The organism is Ruegeria sp. CH10, assembly GCF_056537125.1.
In genome coordinates this window covers 37,272-56,158 of record NZ_JBQFQY010000004.1, presented here as the reverse complement: position 1 = coordinate 56,158, position 18,887 = coordinate 37,272, and the positions used below count along the sequence as shown (strand labels likewise).

General features: G+C 57.1%; 13 protein-coding genes and 1 pseudogene. 6 read left to right on the top strand and 8 right to left on the bottom strand.

Features of this window, described 5'->3' with window-relative positions:
• Positions 1–8 precede the first annotated feature (8 nt).
• On the top strand, positions 9–3,167 hold the full coding sequence (locus ACRZ94_RS13135; RefSeq protein ID WP_480654020.1) for an efflux RND transporter permease subunit: 3,159 nt from the start codon (positions 9–11) through the stop codon (positions 3,165–3,167).
• Between the two features lie 117 nt (positions 3,168–3,284).
• Here the strand turns inward: ACRZ94_RS13135 and ACRZ94_RS13130 are convergent, their stop codons facing one another.
• From ACRZ94_RS13130 to ACRZ94_RS13100, 7 genes are all read right to left on the bottom strand, one after another.
• Positions 3,285–4,088 carry an SDR family NAD(P)-dependent oxidoreductase gene (locus tag ACRZ94_RS13130; protein ID WP_480654018.1) on the bottom strand — a complete coding sequence of 268 codons (804 nt, stop codon included), beginning with the start codon at positions 4,086–4,088 and terminating at the stop codon, positions 3,285–3,287.
• 3 nt (positions 4,089–4,091) lie between these two features.
• On the bottom strand, positions 4,092–4,880 hold the full coding sequence (locus tag ACRZ94_RS13125) for an SDR family NAD(P)-dependent oxidoreductase (protein ID WP_480654017.1): 789 nt from the start codon (positions 4,878–4,880) through the stop codon (positions 4,092–4,094).
• Complete coding sequence (locus ACRZ94_RS13120) at positions 4,880–5,941, bottom strand: LLM class flavin-dependent oxidoreductase (protein WP_480654015.1); 1,062 nt, start codon at positions 5,939–5,941, stop codon at positions 4,880–4,882. Before ACRZ94_RS13120 ends, ACRZ94_RS13125 begins: the two co-directional genes overlap by 1 nt.
• 104 nt (positions 5,942–6,045) lie before the next feature.
• Positions 6,046–6,912, bottom strand: a complete 867-nt coding sequence (locus tag ACRZ94_RS13115; protein ID WP_480654013.1) for a LysR substrate-binding domain-containing protein — start codon at positions 6,910–6,912, stop codon at positions 6,046–6,048.
• 633 nt (positions 6,913–7,545) lie between these two features.
• Positions 7,546–8,709 (bottom strand): FAD binding domain-containing protein, encoded by a 1,164-nt coding sequence (locus tag ACRZ94_RS13110; RefSeq protein ID WP_480654011.1) that lies wholly within the window; start codon positions 8,707–8,709, stop codon positions 7,546–7,548.
• A 68-nt stretch (positions 8,710–8,777) separates the two neighbouring features.
• Entirely contained in the window at positions 8,778–9,782 is a 1,005-nt protein-coding gene (locus ACRZ94_RS13105) for an LLM class oxidoreductase (protein WP_480654009.1), read from the bottom strand.
• A 357-nt stretch (positions 9,783–10,139) separates the two neighbouring features.
• Positions 10,140–10,814: a DsbA family oxidoreductase gene (locus ACRZ94_RS13100; protein ID WP_480797526.1), complete on the bottom strand. Its 675-nt coding sequence runs from the start codon at positions 10,812–10,814 to the stop codon at positions 10,140–10,142.
• A gap of 115 nt (positions 10,815–10,929) precedes the next feature.
• Between ACRZ94_RS13100 and ACRZ94_RS13095 the strand changes: the two genes are divergently transcribed.
• Positions 10,930–11,853, top strand: a complete 924-nt coding sequence (locus ACRZ94_RS13095) for a LysR family transcriptional regulator (RefSeq protein ID WP_480797525.1) — start codon at positions 10,930–10,932, stop codon at positions 11,851–11,853.
• Between the two features lie 78 nt (positions 11,854–11,931).
• Here the strand turns inward: ACRZ94_RS13095 and ACRZ94_RS13090 are convergent.
• Positions 11,932–12,567, bottom strand: a pseudogene (locus ACRZ94_RS13090) (DsbA family oxidoreductase).
• Positions 12,568–13,408: 841 nt separating this feature from the next.
• Between ACRZ94_RS13090 and ACRZ94_RS13085 the strand changes: the two are divergent.
• The 4 genes from ACRZ94_RS13085 to ACRZ94_RS13070 all read left to right on the top strand — a co-directional run bounded on the left by ACRZ94_RS13085 (position 13,409) and on the right by ACRZ94_RS13070 (position 18,880).
• A complete protein-coding gene (locus ACRZ94_RS13085) occupies positions 13,409–14,722 on the top strand; it encodes a hypothetical protein (protein ID WP_480654001.1) in 1,314 nt (437 codons plus the stop codon).
• Between the two features lie 69 nt (positions 14,723–14,791).
• Positions 14,792–15,667, top strand: coding sequence for a LysR substrate-binding domain-containing protein (locus ACRZ94_RS13080; RefSeq protein WP_480653999.1), 876 nt, complete (start codon positions 14,792–14,794; stop codon positions 15,665–15,667).
• Positions 15,668–15,867: 200 nt separating this feature from the next.
• The gene (locus ACRZ94_RS13075; protein ID WP_480654701.1) at positions 15,868–17,574 is read left to right on the top strand and encodes a type I secretion system permease/ATPase; all 1,707 of its coding nucleotides are present in this window, start codon (positions 15,868–15,870) and stop codon (positions 17,572–17,574) included.
• On the top strand, positions 17,564–18,880 hold the full coding sequence (locus ACRZ94_RS13070) for an HlyD family type I secretion periplasmic adaptor subunit (protein ID WP_480653997.1): 1,317 nt from the start codon (positions 17,564–17,566) through the stop codon (positions 18,878–18,880). The genes ACRZ94_RS13075 and ACRZ94_RS13070 overlap by 11 nt, the downstream gene beginning before the upstream one ends.
• Positions 18,881–18,887 lie beyond the last annotated feature (7 nt).

Here is an 18,887-nt window from a genome sequence, read left to right as displayed (position 1 = left end):
TCCCTTATATGCTGTCCAAATTCTTCATTGACCGTCCCAACTTTGCCATTGTTCTGGCTGTGATCATGGTCCTGGTGGGGGCCATTGCCACGCGGCTGGTGCCGATTGCTGAATTCCCGTCTATCGCGCCCCCTCAGATTCAGGTCACTGCCACCTATCCCGGCGCAAATGCCGCGCTGATCCGGGATGCGGTGGCGACGCCGATCGAGGAAAAGGTAAACGGGGTCGAGGGCATGATTTACATGTCGTCGTCCTCGTCCAGCGAGGGAACATATACCCTGACGGTCACCTTTGATATCAATACCGACCCCGATATTGCCGCCGTCAACGTGCAAAACCGCGTAGCGCTGGCAACCCCGCTTTTACCCGAATCCGTAACGCAGCAGGGAATCTCTACTTCAAAACAAAACAGCAACATGCTGCAGGTGATCAACCTGGTTTCTCCCAAGAAAACCTATAGCCAGCTTTATCTCAGCAACTACACCTCGGATGTTCTGCAAGATCCCCTCAGCCGGATTGACGGAGTTGGCGCGGCCACTCAGTTCGGACCGCTCAACTATTCCATGCGGGTCTGGCTGAACACCGACCAGATGGCTGCACTGAACATTGATGCATCTGACGTGGCCTCGGCGATTCAGGGACAGAATGTCGAGGCCGCAGCAGGACAGATCGGTGCTGCCCCATTTGGAGAAGAGACAACGGCGTTTCAGTTCACGTTGGATGCGCAGGGTTTGCTGGATGATCCTAAGCAGTTTGAGAACATAATCATTCAGGCACAGGATGATGGATCTTTTGTGCGCCTCAGGGATATTGCACGGATTGAGCTGGGTGCCGAAAACTACTCGGCCATTGCCTATTACAACGGGCAACCTTCGGCGATTCTGGCGATTTTTCAGGAAAGCGGGGCCAATGCGATTGATGTCTCGACCGCGGTGCAGGCCGAGATGGAAGAATTGGCCAAGCAATTCCCAGAGGATATCGAATACATCCTTGCGTATGACGTAACCGACGCGGTGCGCCAGTCAATCGAAGAGATCATCACCACGTTGGCGATAACCGCCACAATTGTCGTGGCGGTGACGTTCCTGTTCCTGCTGAGTATCCGCGCTACGATCATCCCGGCGGTTGCAATCCCCGTTTCCCTGTTGGGAACCGTCGCCCTGATCTACCTGATTGGGTTCAGCGCCAACATGATCACCCTTTTTGCCATCGTTCTGGCCATCACATTGGTGATCGACGACGCAATCATCATCATCGAAAACACCGAACGCATCATGGAGGAGGACGGGCTTGCCCCGCGTGAGGCAACGCTGAAGGCCATGTCACAGGTCACCCGACCCATCATCGCGACCACTTTTGTTCTGGCCGCTGTATTCGTACCAGTGTGCTTTTTCCCCGGCATCACGGGGAAAATCTATCTTCAGTTTGCCCTGACGATAACCTTTGCCTTCACCCTGTCAGCGATCAATGCGCTGACCCTTGGGCCGGTTCTGTGCGCCCAGTTCCTTAGCCGCAAGACAGGCCACCCCACGGGGCTTGCCCGGATCGTTCCCGATGCGATCAACCGCTGCCGGGATTGGTATGTGGTCCTGGTCAAACTGACACTGCGGTTCAAGACCCTGTGCCTGATCTTCTATGCAGCTGTGGTTGCGGGAACCGTGTATCTTTTCATGAACACACCCACCGGCTTTATCCCACCCGAAGACAACGGCGTCTTGTTTGCGAGCGTTACACTGCCCGACGGCGCGTCGCTGCAACGGACCGAACAGGTGCTGCTGGATATTGGCGCAGAGGTGAGACAACATCCCGGGGTGGCCTCGGTCACATCGGTTGCGGGGTTCAGCCTGATTGCCGGCGACAAATCCAACGTGGGCATGGTGGTGATGCTGCTTGATCCCTGGGACGAACGGAAATCTAAAGAGACGCAGTGGTACAACATCATGTTCGCGCTGAACGACACTCTCGCGGCAAAGCCCGAGGCGACCTCGTTCGTGTTCCCATTGCCCGCAATTTCCGGTGTCGGACAGGCGGGCGGGCTGTCCGCGCAGCTACTGGATTTGCAGTCCCGAAACGTTCAGGAGTTTGATGCCGTTAAAAATGGCTTACTCGCGGCGCTTATGAAAGAGCCTCAGGTGCAACAGGCCTACAGTTCGATGTCGGCAAACGCGCCCCAGTATTTTCTGGACATTGATCGGAATCGTGCCGAAGCGCTGCAAGTGCATGTCAGCGATATTTTCACTGCGCTTCAGGCAAGTTTTGGCGCCCTATACGTCAATAATTTTGTCCGCGAGGGCAGGGTCTATTGGGTCGTCATGTCTGCCGAGGCGCAGCATCGGCAGTCTCTGGATGACATTGACGGTGTCTACGTCAAGAACGCCTCAGGCACGGCCCTGCCCTTGCGGACATTCGTGACCGTCAAACCGCAACTAGGGGCCGAAATCCTATACCGCTACAACCTGTTCAACTCAGCCTCGATCAGTGCGCAATTGCAGACCGGTGTCAGCTCGGGCGATGGGATTGCTCTGGTCGAAGAAGTCGCGGCCAAAACTTTGCCCGACGGGTACACCCTTGAATGGACAGATGTCACCCTGCAAGAGGTAGAGGCCGGCGATCTGGTCTTGTTCATTCTGGCCCTTGCCGTGCTCTTTGCCTATCTGTTCATGGTCGCGCAGTACGAGAACTGGATATTACCCCTCGCCATCATGGCCTCGACGATTTTTGCGGTTCTTGGCGCGCTCATACCGCTGCAGTTTATCCCCAACATCAACAACAACATCTACGCGCAGATCGGTATCGTTCTGCTGATCGGGCTGGCCGCGAAAAAGGCCATCATGGTTGTCGAGTTTGCCCATAACATGCGGGCCCGGGATGGACTGTCTATCGACGAGTCCGCAATCAAGGCCGCATTTATGCGCTTTCGTCCTGTCACCATGACCGGGCTATGCTTTATCCTTGGGGTTCTGCCGCTGATGCTGGCCAGTGGCGCGGGCGCGGCAGGTCGGGTTTCGATCGGGTACCCGGTCTTTGCGGGCATGATCATTGACAGCACCCTTGGTCTGTTGATGATCCCTGTGCTGTACGCAGTGTTCCAGCAATTGTCCGAGCGGTTGCGCGGAAGTACCAGACGCAAGAATGTGGCAGACCCAGCGCCGGACCAAACGGCATGACGCAATGCACAGCTTGGGATACCCCCTTCACTTCGATACTTGGACCGAGGTGACCAGGCTACAGGACAACGCAGTATTCAGATGTTCGCAGCGGGCCCTTGGCCAAGATGCGACGCCTTACACGCGACACGAAACCCCACCATCAACAGTGATCTCGGTGCCCGTGATGTAAGATGCCTCATCACTGGCCAAAAACACGGCCGCATTGGCAACATCCCACGGCGTGCCGACACGGCCCAACGGGATACGGGCCGCGCGCTGGCGATCCAGCGCCCCCCAGTCAATCGCGTCCGGATCGTCCGCATTCTGTACAGTGATATCCCGCGCCATCGGCGTATCGATAAAGCCCGGCAGGATTGCGTTGGCCCGTATGCCATGCGGGGCCATCTCAGCCGCCAGGTTCCGCGTAAAGGAAATGATTGAACCCTTGGTTGCGTTGTACCCGATGTAGGGTGTACCAAGGTAGCGCAGCCCGGCGATAGACGAGATATTTGTCACAACACCGGCGCCCCTATCCACGAAATGCGGCAAGACGTGTTTGGTCGGAAGAAAGGCGGCTTTCATGTTGACATGAACAAGCAGGTCCCAATCTTCAACCGTGCTGTCCATCGCGCCGCCGGTTTTCAGGATGCCAACGTTGTTTTGCAGGATATCTATCTGTCCAAGCGCGCCTAGACATTGCGACACCGCCGCCTGCACCTGATCCTCATGCGTGACATCCGCGGACACCGCAATGGCTTTGCCGCCTTCCGATCGTATGATCTCGCAGGTCTCTTCGGCAGCGTCCATATGCAGGTCCAGAGCGCAAATGGCGGCCCCCTCCTGCGCCAGACGAATGGCCGCCGCCTTGCCATTGCCCATACCGCCATTCATCGAACCCGCGCCCGTTATCAGAGCGACTTTTCCAGCCAAACGCGCCATGCGCTATTCCTCATTCGATTGCAAAAAAGCGTTCATTCCGCCATCAACTGCCAAGAGCTGGCCGTTGATGTAAGATGCAGCCTCGGACATCAGGAAGGCCACCGGCGCCGCGATTTCCGCCGGGTCTGCCCAACGCGCCGCAGGCGTCCGGTTTTCGATCCGGCGCACAAACGCCTTGTCGCTCAGGATTTTCTTGTTCATTTCGGTCAGAACATATCCCGGCGCAATCGCATTCGCGCAAATACCGTCGGCCCCGAAATCCGCTGCCAAAGACCGCGTCAGCCCGGCAATGGCCGCTTTGGATGACGCATAGTTCCCAATGCCCGGTCTGGGATGGGTCGCCGCGATTGAAGAGACCGAGACGATACGCCCGCGCTGAGGACCGGGATTGGCCAGCATTACCTTGCCCGCTGCCTGCGACAGCACAAAGGGGGCCATGACGTGCAGATCGTAGATGCTGCGATAGTCCTCGACAGTTTGGTCAAGGACGTACCCGTGATTGGTGATCCCCGCATTGTTGACCAGCCCCCAGATGCTGCCCGCCTTATCCGCAACATCCTGAACCCATTCCCGACACGCTTTGAAATCCGTCAGGTCAAACGCAGCCGCCTGCGCATCTGCCCCCTGCCCCCTGAGATCAGCGGCTGTGGCCTCCACCGCTTCAGCGTTCAGATCCTGCAGCCAAAGTTGCGCTTCCATATCGGCACAAGCCTTGGCCATAGCAGCACCCAATCCACGCGCCGCACCGGTGATCAGGATTGGCTTGCCGGTCAGAGCAAACAGGTCCGACATCAGGAGGCAAGCGCCTTCTTGTCCCCCTCCAGCGCAGCGTTGACTGCCGGCATAACCTGATCACAGAACAGTTCGAGCGACCGCAGGGTATTGGCAAATGGGATCGAAGCGATCTGCATGAACACACTAAGATGCGTTATGCCAAACTCCCGCGCCTCGGCTAAAATCCGCGATGTAACATGTTCAGCATCGCCAATGATCGCGCGTTCCATCACTTCATCCAGGCTGGGTTCATTGTCAAAGGGCACGATTTGCAAATCCGCGCCATTCATCAGCGGTTCGGGGCGGCGCATGTTGCTGGCCATACGCGCGTGGATCAGAACCTGCTCAGCCGCCGCCCGCGCATCGTCTTTGTCCTTGGCAACGTAGACATAGCGTTGCACAGCAAAGGCGAAGTCATCACCGCTCAGGCCGTTCTCCATTCGGGTTTCCGAATACAGCCGCCGCGCCGTCGCAACGATCGAGTTTGGTCCGATTGCGGGGGTGGTCAGCGGCTCGGCCCCGTAAACGATCATCTTCTGCCGCATCTCGGGCGCATTGCCCACAGCAAAGGTGCGAATGCGATCCTGCACCGGAGCAATTGACAGCGCCGCATCGTCGATGCGCACATGCTGACCCTGATAGTTGATTGTACCACTATAGACGCCCTGCTCGATACAGTCCCAGATCTCCAGCCCGCGCATCAATCGATCGTTGATTTCAAAGCCGAATTTCTTGAACTCGCGCGGCTGGTATCCTGTTCCCAGACCCAGGACTAAACGGCCATCGGTCAACTGATCGGTCAGGCAGATATCCTCGACCAGGCGCAGCGGCTCGTAAAACGGCATCACCACCACCGCAGGCCCCAGTTTGATACGTTTGGTCACGCCCGCCATATGCGAGGTCGTCATCAGCGGTGAAGGTGAGATGCAGTAATTCGACAAATGATGCTCGGCGAACCAGGCGACATCGAACCCGGCATCATCGACCATTCGCGTCATCGTACGCATCTGGTTGAACACATCGGCATGCGTCGATCCGTCAACCGGTTTTGTCATCAGATTGAAAAGAGAGAATTCCATGACATTAGGCTCCGAGAATATCCGGGTAAACGTGTTTCTCTCAGCCTTTCGCAACCTAGCCTAACCTACAAATGTTGAATCCTAGGTCATTGCCAAAGGAATTCTTATGCAGCCTGTGACTCTTGTCTTAACCATTTGAGAAAAGCCTGTACGCGCGGTTGCTCAAGGCGGCTTTCCGGACAAAGGAAATGATATGCGAACGATCCGTCCACCGATTCAAACGGCAGTTCGATCAGCATGCCATTGTCCAGAAAATGCTGCGCGACGATATCCCGGACAACGCCAATCCCACCACCAAAGGCAATCGCCCCCAACGTCGCGCTGGCGTCGCCGAAATAGGCGCCATGCTCAAACGCTTCGGGATCTCCTCCGTTACGTTCGATCACCGTGCGCCATTCACTGTGGTTGGTGTCGTGAAAGAACGGCAGGTAAGCCAGGTCACCAACGCGATTCACATCTGCAATCTCGTCAGTCAAACCAGCCGAAGCCACCATGATATGACGTTCACCAAATAGCCTCTCTTCGTAGACATTCGGTGTGCCTCCAGGCCCCCAGCGAATGGCGACATCCGCATCTTCTTGACCAAAACCCGTACGAGCGACCGTGGATAAGGCAATCAAGTCAATCTGCGGATGCAGCTTCAAAAATCGCGCCGCGCGGACCGCAAACCAGGTAGAGGCGAATGACGGCAAAAGGCTGACCGTCAGCATGGTCCGCCCCGCATCCGGCGCTAGGTCCTGAACGCTTTCACTGAGGTTATCCAACATCGCACCGACAGCTTCGGCAAATTGCTCACCCTGCTCTGTCAGGCTGATCTGGTTGTTCGAACGGCGGAACAGCCGAACACCAAGCCTCTGCTCAAGAAGCTTCACCTGCTGGCTGACCGCGGGCTGTGTCAGGTTCAATTCTGAGGCTGCCAGAGTAAAACTGTGCAACCGTGCAGCGGCTTCAAATGCGATCAGCGTCTGCAAGGGCGGCAACCCGCGGCGCATGCGGTTGCTGTCAAAGCCGACAGGCTCCAACCTCGACAATGCGCCTGGCCCAAGCTGATTCAATCGTGTTTTCAAAGCGCGTCGCATGGCGAACCTGCATTACTTTTTCTTTGCCTGATAGCACAAGAAACGCTCAACAGGCAAAACTCACCTATTGCAAACCTGGGGAAATCTCCGCCGACGCAGCTATCTCTGCCACCGCGCTGCGTCATCAGACGAACAGATAAAACGATTTTCATGCGGCGCACCTGCGGAATGAGTCTTTGAGACCTCCGCTACCCGCCAGCCTAAAGACCCCTGATCAGCGCAGGTTCGAGCCCGGCGCGACGCTTAGATCGCGGCGGAGCACCCCGCAAGCCCACTGCTGATCACAACAACCTTGTGATGCGTTTCGACAAGTAGGCTTTGGTGCGCATCGCACCCCAACAAAGAATCAAGATCGCCAGCGACCTCCAATGCCGCCATATCGTCAAAGCTGCCGACATGATGATTACCGATGAATACCTTCAGAGCAGTCTTGCGTCCGGAGCGTTCGTTGATCTCGGCGCTTATTTCCCATCCTTTGTGTACATGATGATGTTAGTCAATTCTCAGTCCTTTCAGGAGGTTGTCTTAACCAACACGCTCACTCATGTCTTTGCGAAACAAAAGGCTGTCGCCCGCCTGGGTACCCTGACGATACAGCATCTTTCCAAGCATCATCTGGCCGGGTTCCCAGCGTTGCAGCGCTGTGTCGACATCGTCAGGGTGGCGGACCAATGCGTCATATAGCGCAAGGGCGTTCGCCGCTGCTTTGGACGTGCTTGCCGCAGTATGCGGCCGGGGGACAAAAGCTGCGTCGCCAAGCAGGATGACTCGCCCTCGCACCATGTTTGGCACAGTCAGGTCCCGGATCGCTTGTGCGAAGGGTTCCTGAGTAGAAAGAACCACCTCGCGGAATGGCTTCGGCAAGAGCGCATTGGCCTCTTGATAGACATGCGCCTTCCAGGTTTCTGACAGCTTTCCCTCGGGCATCGAATACCCGCGCTGTTTTCCGTCCTTATCGATCATGATCTTAAGGAGAGTGTTGTGGTCCGCGACGCGATACCAGACCCAGTTGTAGAACCGCTTGCCGGGCTCTGTCGCGTTACTCTCTCCCGGAACAAGATAGCCCAGAATATGCGACCCTTCTGTGTTGGAAAAACCAAAGTCTCCGGCCAGACCATCTCGGGCGGCTGGAGTCAGTTCCTCCTCGGGGATCAAACCGCGCCACGCAAGATATCCGGCGTAAGTCGGTTGCGCCTTGGGCCAGATCAGTTGGCGCACGGTCGAGCCGTTCCCATCGGCCCCAACAAGGAGGTCCGCGGTCTCGCGGGACCCATCTTCGAAGATCGCTGTCACGGTTTTGGCGTCTTCGTTCTGCTCAATGGATGCCAGAATCCGGCCCCGGTGATAGTGCCCATCGCCGAACACCCCCTTCATCGTTGTGTAGATCAAAGACCACGACGTCTGCATTTGTTGCGCAGGACGCTTATCCCGTATACTGCCATCTTTGCGGTAGACGATCCTGTTTTGCGACGGAACACCGAGGCTCATGGTGCTGAAATCAACGCCCGCTTCGCGGAACACTTCAACCACGTCCGGTTGCAGCACCACTCCGCCGCCCCGACTGTCAAGATCGTGTGCCGAGCGCTCATAGATATCGACCTCCCATCCGGCCTTCTTGAGCATGTTGCCCGCAAAGAGCCCACCCAGTGAGCCTCCGATGACAATGGCTCTGCTTTTGCGATTGGACATAACAATCACCCTTTTGCGTTGTTTCTGTGGGTTGAATTCAAGCTATTGGATGTAGGCAGCCATGATAATTACGCGGTTTCCGATATCATCTTTGCATTTTTTGCAACGCTGCCGTGGGTTGGGAAATACGGCAGAACCTCTGCACCCAATTCTTCGATCACCTCAGAGGCAGGTCGCGTACTGTGCCGCAAATTGATCATCACGTGATGGACCCCGAGGTTCCTCAGGCTGTCCAGATGCTCAATCAACCGGTTCCGCCCGAAGCGGAAGCCAAGAAAGATAGGACTTGCTGGCGCATGGGGATTGTCGGTCAGATCGACGAAGAGAGATTGCGCGAAGGGCTTGAAGATACCGGGCGCGCGCTGGTTCAAGGCGGTGTGCCACAACCCGATGCGGCGTCGTTGGTCTTCAATGTCACGGGGGTAGGAGATCCATCCATCCATATGTTCTGCGATCCATTGCACGCTTTGTTGCCCGCTGCCGACCGCAAAGATTGGGAGTCGCGGCGCGGTCGGCTTAGGAAGCAGATCAAGGCCGCCATCAAAGGACGTGCGCCCAGAAGTAAACCTTGGGAAACCATGCTCCGTCAGGTGCCGGATCGTCTTGATGCCGTCCCTATATGCTGGGCCGCGGCCGGTATGATCAAAGCCGAAAGCGGGATACTCCGTTGCCCGGTCACCGGATGCGGCACCGAGCATGAAGCGGCCGCCGGATAGCACATCCAATGATGTCGAGGCTTTCGCTACGTGAATGGGATGTCTTAGCGGAAGAATGATACCAGCCGTCGACAACGCGATGGTTTTTGTCCGCGCGGCCAATTGAGACAGCCACACCCATGGATCATAAATCTGACCGGCATCACCAAAGTCAGGATCAAACAACGGGACATCGCGGGACCAGAGCGTGGCGAAGCCAAGTTCATCGATGCGCGCGGCCTGATCCAACTGCCCAATCATGTTGGGCACACCGTTCACCAGGGGCGCGGTTGGCATCATCAGCCCAAGCGACAGTTGCCCCGGAACAAAGGTTTGGGAAAACCCCATATGTGACGAATTTGGATTAGCGCGTGTCATTGGGTCGCCTCCGTGTTTTGCCAAGAGACGGGGTCACCAAACAATTCCAACGGGGACCACGCGATCATCGCGGCAGCGGACAGGTCAGATGTGGATCCGGCTGGCACAAGATTGTCGGAAAAGATCTGGCGCTCTGGCTTGGGTGCTTTTGTTAGGTTTGCTTTAGGGTCTGGAGACATCATTCGACTTCCTCCTTGCGGTTTGACGGCGGCCATACCGTTCCCTGGGTCACCACTCTGTGTCGGCGGGACTGCCGGGCGATTGGTGTTGCGTGACTCAGAGAACGGAGTTTGAAACTCATAGACGGAGGATTGTGCAGCCTAGCCCAACCCAGATCGCATATCGCAAGACTAGCGACTAACTCGCAGCACGCCTGCCAATTGATTTCTGGCTTGCAGCCAACTCAATGACCTGCGCCAAAACATCCGCCGGCTGTGCACCGCTGACAATTGTGCCTTCGATATCGAATTGTGGAACGCCCCGCACGCCCGAGCGCACTGAGGCATTCAGCAAGTCCCGCGTTTCGGTATCGGTCGTTTCGTCTGTCAAATAGGCCAGAGCTTCGTTCGTGCTCAAACCCGCCTCTGCGGCAATTGCCGCAAGAACCTCGTGATCCCCGATATCACGGCCTTCGGCAAAGTACGCTTTCAGGATACGATGTGCGACGTCAGACTGCTTGCCTTGAGTGCCTGCCCAATGTGTCAGCTTATGCGCGGCAAAAGTGTTAGGCGTCCGCTCAATGATACCGTAGTTGAACGTGACTCCGTCGGGTTGACCCGCCTCGATGGTTCCGGCATCCAGCGACTGGCTCCGCTCCCACGAACCGAACTTCATCGACCGATAGACTTTTCGGTTCATTCCCTCTTTACCCATGCGGGGATTGAGTTCGAAGGGCTGCCAGCGAAGGTTTACCTCGATGTCGTCCGGCAGCATAGCCAGCGCATTCTCAAGCCGCTTCTCACCAAAGCGGCACCACGGACAAATGAAATCCGAGGTGATGGCGACGTCTATGACAATCTTTTCCGTGGACATGGGCTTGCTCCTATTCCTTCGTCTGAAGGGAATATGATCCAGCAGCGGTTTGTTGATAATCTGGCGATTATCGGCAATAGTATTGCGTAACGCGCAACGATGACTTGGGAAGTAGATGGATTACTTTGCCGCCCTTCGCGCTTTTCGTGCCGTGGTCGAGGAAGACGGCTTCGCGCCCGCCGCGCGCCGTATGGGGATGGCCACATCGTCTCTCACACGGCAAGTAAACTCCCTTGAAGACAGCCTCGGCACGCAACTCTTGAACCGGTCAACCCGAAGTATAACGCTGACCGACACGGGCGCGCGTTATCTGGATCAGACAATTCTGGTTCTGGACGCTCTTGATGATGCGAACCGCAGCGTCAGTGAAACGGACGGTGCGCCCCGTGGGTTACTCAGGATCTCGATGCCAGTTGTCTTCGGCTCAATGCATGTTGCCCCCGCGATAGGCCAGTTCATACGGCGTTGCCCCGAGATTGAGCTGGACTTTCAACTGAGCGACGGTTTCGTCAACCTGGTCGAGGACCGGATTGATATCGCCATCCGCATCGGCAGGCTCGACAGCAGCAGCCTGATTGCGCGCAAACTCGCGCCGCACCGGCGACTGATCTGCGCGAGCCCGGACTATCTGAGTGAGCACGATATCCCACAGCACCCGGACGACCTGAAAGACCACAATTGCCTCTGCTTTGCATTCACAGATGGAGATCGCACTTGGCGCATGGAAAAAGATGGAAAAAGCCTGAACCTGAAGGTCAAAGGCAACATGGTTGCCAATAACTCCGAGATGCTGAGACAAACAGCGATCAACGGGGGCGGTCTTTTGATGATGCCCAGCTGGCTGGTGGGCGAGGATCTTAAGGCCGGGCGATTGACCCAGGTTTTGCCAGACTGGACAGCCGGGCATGGCGAAACCGATACGGCGATCCACGCAGTCTATTTGCCCAACAGGCGAGGATCAAAAAAGGTTACAGCATTCGTTGATCACCTGCGTACCCATTTCGGCGCGCCGCCTTACTGGGAAACTGGGGAAGGATAGTACCGCGCCAGGGCCGAATACCCGGACAAACACGAACTGCACGGCGGCACCACGAAAACGGTGCCGCCGAGCAATGTGTCATGCAGGCTGATCAAGTACGTTCAGTTTGGTCAAACCCGCTTGGAATGTCGCCAGGTTCGCTGCACCGGGTAGTCGCAGTTTCCGACCCGTAACGGTGTCCGTCAGAAAGATCGACGGAACGCCTTGGACACCAAGGGCAAGACCTTCACTCAACGAACGATCCACCCGCGCGCGATACTCACCACTATCGATGGCGCCGGATACTGCCTCAGGATCAAGACCCACCTGCTTGGCCACGTCCTCAATCACTTCACGCGAACCTATATCCCGCCCGTCCTCAAAGAACGCCTTGAACATCTCTTTGTGAAACGCGTCGAAGTGCTGTTTTTCTCTTGCGTATTCGGCGGCGGCCAACGCATCCCTGCTATAGGGTTGGACCGGCGGCAGTTTCAGCGGCAGCCCGCGCTCTTCCGCCAGCGGATAAACGGAGCGGCGCCAAACATCGTGCTAGTAATCGCCATCGGGATCGAGCGTTGGGTTTGGATAGGGGCGCAGTTCAAACGCGTGCCAGTTCACGGTAAGCGGCTGATTGCTTTGGGCCTTCAATGCTTCAAGCACCGGAAATTCAAGATAGCAGTAGGGGCAAACGTAGTCCGACCAGATGTCGATCACGATGCGAGGAAGATCTGACATGGCGTCACCTCTTGGGTTGTGGTGTGACACATAAGGTCGGGTTTGAGACCGCTGAGCAGAATTGGTCAAAAACAGCGATCAGCGTTGCAAGGAACGCAACAGTTTGATCCGCAAGCGTACAAGGCGTTCTCACCACACAATTGTGGCGGCTTGCACTGATCGCAAGCAATTGGTTACGGTCGGTCGTCACATGGCACCAACCAGAAAATGCGGCACCTAAGTGTTCCAAAGAGCATTTTTTCATTGTCCAGCAGCGGAAGAGCCAACGCTGTCAGCAGCAAACCGTGTAAAAGCGCTGCAATATCCGGACTACAGCACCGCCTTTAGCTTTTTAAGTTCGCATCCCATAGCCCGGACGTAGCAATTGTTTTGGACGCTACCAACGCGATGTTGGACTTTTTCCGCGATGACATCGTTGGGACAAAATAACCACCGCGTTGGTGTCCAAAATGCACAGTTCTAGAAACTGGAATTCCTTACCGCTGCGGTTTCACCAACAACGGGATCCAGCGCACATGTCCGCTGATCCTCGCCTGGAAAAGTGGCAAGATTACGCGGGCGAGATTACGCGTTCTTGATTTGCGCAAGGCGACCGTCGTAACCTCTGGCAAGGCTTTATTGGTACGGGCGACGCTCGCCCATCTTCGAGATCCGGTTTATTTTCAGGATCTTATTTGTGTTCCACGCTGGCCAGTGACCTGCTTTTCGAATGGTCGCTGATCCGTGCTAACGTTTTGGTGTAGGCCTCAGTTTTTGAGGCAGTATTGGCGGAGGTTTCTTTCTGCGATGCAAAACCCAGGTGACGCTATCCGCCCTGCCGACGTCTTTGGTTTGCCGTGTCATGCGCGAATTTGATATCGCACTGATCGGTGCCGGTCCTACTGGTTATGCCGCCCTGACCGCGATGCGCGGGTTCACAGGCTCTTTGGCCGTGATCACCGGGGCAACGCCTGACCCTTGGCAAGGCGGGCCTGCAAAAGTGAAATCCGTGGCTTTTGAAAGGCGCAGGCCGGCCTGTTTGGCCGACCGCATGCCAGTGTCAGGCGATGCCCCCGCAATGTATGCGGCTGCAGAGGTCGGTGGGCTTGCCAATTACTGGGGCAAACAGCTTCAGGTATACGAGCGCGATGATCCGTGGGGCCAAAGCCCGTTTCTGCAAACATGGGCCGCATACAAGGATGCCTGCGATGAGTTACAGACCGAATTCGAGGTGATCGGAGGCACACAGAAGCGCGATCTTGGACGCGCTTTTGAGACCAGCACCCCGCGTCTTTTGGTTGGCACCCGGGATGCCCCGGGCAGTCAGCTAAATGCGATGGCCTGTGCCGTGGAAAAGCGGCTGAAAGAAATACAAAACGTCGAGGTTTTCTCGGATCGCGTGCAGCGCGTACAGCTGAAAACGGGCGGTTTGCGTCTGGATCTGAGTGGAGGAACCCAGATTTGTGCCCGGCGGGTTTATTTGGCCGCCGGGGTTCTGGGCACGGCCACGACGCTCAGCCGCAGCCTGCCATCAATCGAAGAGATCGGATTTCGGGATCATGCCCCCTACACGATCAACTGTTTCCGTTTGGACCGCATTCTGGGGCCCGCGCATACCTATGCCAACAACGGCAACTTCAATGCTCTGACCGTGAAACACAAAGAAGACGGGAGATGCGATTTATACGCCTCTGTTTATGCAGTGTCCCAAGCACCTATCAGTCTGCTCACTGCGAATTTTGGTTTGGGACCCCACCTGCGTGGCCGACGCGTCGGGAGGATTTTTGACTTCGTTCAACCGATCCGCCTGTGGACCCCGCAAACGCAGGTGCAGTTCCATCGCCATGGCAAAAACGGGCAAACGGAAGCGGAACCAGTACTTGATCGGGGGTTGGATCAAAGCTTAACGCTATTCCTGGATTGGCTTGCCGCACACGGGGTTCGGACCAAGCTGGGCCAGACCGCGCCGGGTCAGGGATTTCACTATCATGGATTGACACTCGGCGCGGACAAAACGCCTGTCGACAACGCCGTCGAGACGGCGTTCGAGGGCCGACTAAGGGTTGTCGATGCCTCGTGCCTGGAACAGATCGGGTGTCCGCCACATACCTTGACAGCAATGGCACAAGCCTATGCGCGCGTGACCCATGATCTTCATAGTGCCGAATACCATTAGCTCTTAGCGGCTCGGCAACCCCCGTATTGTCTCAGTTGATTTCAGTTGGCCAATCCATATGCTGACACTATGTTAAAATCCGAACTCAGATCCTTTCATGCCGTTGCAACCTATCGCGGCTTTTCAGCTGCGGCGCATGAGCTGAATATAAGCCAACCGACCCTGTCCACACAGGTCAAAGACCTTGAAACCCGGTATGATGTGCAATTGTTCAATCGAGTCGGCCGCGAAGTGCGCTTGACCCATGCCGGGCGGGAGCTGCTGACGATCACCGCACGCCTGCATCAGGCTGAGGTCGATGCCGAAACCCTTTTGGATTCCTTTCGCGGGTTTCACGCCGGGCAACTTAGCATCGCGGCAGTGGGTCCGTTTCACGCCACGGACATGATCGTCGCGTTCAAATCCAAATACCCCTCAATTGATCTCGATGTCTGGTTCGGAAATTCCCAACGCTGTTTCGAGCGCATATTGTCCTACGAGGCCGATGTCGCGATCCTGGCCGAGGTGCAGTCAGACCCGCGTGTGACGACGCGCCTGTATAGTACGCATCAGGTGGTTGCCTTTGTGAATTCCGACCATCCCTTCTTTTCAAGGGATGGGATAAAAATCAGCGATCTGCACCGCCAAAAGATCGTTCGCCGCGAGGCCGGGTCGACCACGCGCGCCGCGATTGAGGCCGAAATTCGAAACCGCGGGATCGAGGTCGACCCCATTCTGGAGCTGGGCAGCCGAGAAGCCATCTGGAAAGCGGTAGAACAAGGCATTGGAATTGGCTTTGTCGCCGATTTCGAATTCGTCCCGCATCCCAACCTGCGCGCGATTCCCATCACGGACGCCCGTATCGAAACCCGGTACTACATGGCGCATCTGAATGACCGGTCCGAATCCCGTCTGGTCAGGTCATTCTGCGACACCGCACTTGGGACCAGCCTAAGCGCCAAATAGCCAATTCCAAAGCGCCCTGCGGGGTGGCACCTTGACGGCAAGTCGCTTTTCGCCGATCCAGCAAATCTTACATTTTCAGTATTGCCCAACACCCCTAAGATACGCTCCAGCACATACGCATGTGCGTTCGAACCCGAAAGATATCAAAGGCCCCATTCGTGAACAGCCAGACCAGCACGACACCTCCGCCCCGACACGAGCTGCGAAAGGTGCGGAACCAAGGCCTGACCTTTCTGGGTCTGGCCTTTTTGTTCAGCATTTTCGTCAACCTGTTGATGCTGACGGGACCCCTGTTCATGTTGCAGGTCTACGACCGAGTATTGGGGTCGCGCGCGGTTGAAACGCTGACGGCGCTGTTCCTGCTGGTGGCGCTGCTGTATGGCTTGATGGCGATGCTGGATTACGCGCGCGGCCGCATCGTTGCGCGGTTCGGTGCCCGGTTTCAATCACAGCTGGACGAACGCGTTTTTGACGCGACCCTGCGCCGTTCTTTGTTTCCACAAGTGCGCTCTGCCCCAGCCACGGCGTTGCGCGATCTGGAATCGATTCAAAACCTGTGTTCCTCGCCGGTTCTGCTGGCCGTGATGGACATTCCGTGGACCCCGCTGTTTCTGGCCGCAATCTTTCTGTTTCACCCGCTATTGGGTTGGCTTGCCGTGGGCGGTGGAGCGTTACTGATCGTGATTGCGCTGCTCAACCAAGCCATGACGCAGCAAAAGGTATCGTCGGCGCAACGCGCCTCGGCCCAGGCAAACGCGTTTTCGGAACATGCCCGTCAGGCCGCCGAAGTTGTCCGGTCGCAAGGCATGCAAGAGGATATCACACAGCGCTGGCAGCGGCAGCGCACCGATGCGTTGCGGCAGACAATTGCCGCAAGCGACTGGACCGGCAGCTTTACATCGCTGACCAAGTCCCTGCGGCTGTTCCTGCAATCGGCCATGCTGGCGCTGGGGGCGTGGCTGGTGTTGCGCAATGAATTGACCCCGGGTGCAATGATTGCAGGCTCGATCCTGTTGGGCCGGGCGCTGGCGCCGGTTGAACAGGCCATCGGCCAGTGGGGTATGGTGCAAAAGGCGCGCACGGCCTGGACCTCGCTGAACCGGTTTCTGGACGCAACGCCGCCAGAAAAACCGCGCACCAAGTTGCCGGTGCCCGAAGCACGGCTGACCGCCAAGGGACTGACTGTTGTGCCACCCGGCGCGGACAAACCGACATTGCGGAACGTGTCCCTGCAGCTTGAGCCTGGCAAGGCGCTGGGTGTGATTGGCAAAAGCGGGTCGGGCAAATCGACGCTGGCCAAGGCCCTGTTGGGTTTGTGGCAACCAGCCGTGGGGGAAATCCGGCTGGGCGGTGCGACACTGGACCAATATGATTCAACCGATCTTGGCCAGCATATCGGCTACCTCCCGCAGGAGGTCACCCTGTTCAATGGCACTGTGGCCGAAAACATCGCCCGAATGTCCGAAGAACCGGACGCGCAGGCCGTAGTGGCCGCCGCCCGCAAAGCCAACGCGCATGAACTGATCCTGTCACTGAGCAAGGGTTATGATACCTTTTTGGAAGGCAATGACAGCCAGTTGTCAGGTGGGCAAAAACAGCGGATTGCGCTGGCGCGTGCGCTGTATGGCGATCCGGTCATGCTTATTCTGGATGAGCCCAACTCGGCCCTGGATGCCGACGGCACCGAAGCGCTGAACGCCGCAATCCGAGAGCTGAAGGCCGCAGGAAAGTCAGCGATCATCATGACGCACCGCCCTCAGGCAATCTCGGAATGTGATGATCTGGCGGTTGTGGAAAACGGGCAGGTGGTGAAATCTGGCAGCCGGGATGAAGTTCTGGCAACGATGGTGCAAAATGCCAGCGCCATCAAACGAAGCCTCAGTCAGGTGAATAAAGATGCAGGATAAAGTGGCTCAGGATACGCGCCCGGTATGGCAGATCACCCTGCCCGCGCTGGTCGGCTTTGCGGCCTTGGTCATTCTGGTCGGCGGGCTTGGCATCTGGGCCGTGCAGACGCGTCTGGCCGGGGCCATCGTTTCGTCCGGCGTGATCGAGGTTCAGAGCAACCGGCAGGTGGTCGAGCATCCCGATGGCGGTGTGGTCGGCGAGATTTACGTCCGCGATGGGGATGCCGTCAGCGAAGGTGACTTGCTGGTGCGTCTGGACGATACGTTTCTGTCCTCGGAAAAAACCATCGTGGAATCTCAGCTGTTTGAATTGCTGGCGCGCCGGGTTCGCCTGGAGGCCGAGCGTGAGGGGGCGGACGCTGAGACACTGGCCACGCGGCTGGCCGCGCTGCAGGAGCGGGACAATATCGGCAATGACCTGATCGAAGGCCAGCAAAGCCTGTTCGAGGCACGTCTGGACACCCAGAGCCAGCGGATCGAACAGCTGGGCAAACAGCGGGTGCAGATCGAAAGCGAGATCGATGGTACCAAGGCCCAGCTTGTATCTTTGCGCCGTCAGGTCGATCTGATCCAGAATGAGCTCAAGGACCAGCAAAGCCTGCTGGATCGGGGCCTGACGCCTGCCAGTCGCGTTTCGGCCCTGCAACGGGAAGAGGCCAGCCTGACCGGCGAGATCGGTCGGCTGGAAGCAGCAGTGGCGCGGCTTGCCGGTCAGATCGCGGCCACCGAGATTGAGATTGTCGAGTTGATCGCCACGCGGCGCGAAGAAGCGATCACGGAACTGCGCGACGCACAAACGCAGATTGCGGAACTGGCGGAACGGCGGCTGTCTCTTGATGTACGCCTGTCGCGGCTGGACATTCGCGCGCCGGTTGGCGGCTCGGTCTATGGCAGTCAGGTTTTTGCGCTGCAGTCTGTGATCCAACCGGCCGAGCCGATGATGTATGTGGTGCCGCAGGATACCCCTTTGCTTGTGGCGGCTCGCGTCGATGCCATCCATGTGGATCAGCTGCATATCGGGCAACCCGTGTCCCTGCGGTTCCCCGCCTTTAATCAGCGGGAAACACCCGAAATTGAAGGGCGCGTCGTCACTGTGTCCGCGGATACGTTCACGGATGAAGCGACCGGGCAAACCTATTACCGCGCCGAAGTTGCGCCCGAGGATAATCAGGTCGAACGTCTGAATGGTCAGGTTCTGTTGCCGGGCATGCCGGTCGAGACCATGATCAAGACAGATGAGCGAAGCCCGCTATCCTACCTGATCAAGCCCATGGCCGACTATTTCAACAGGGCCTTCCGCGAGTAGCGGCGGC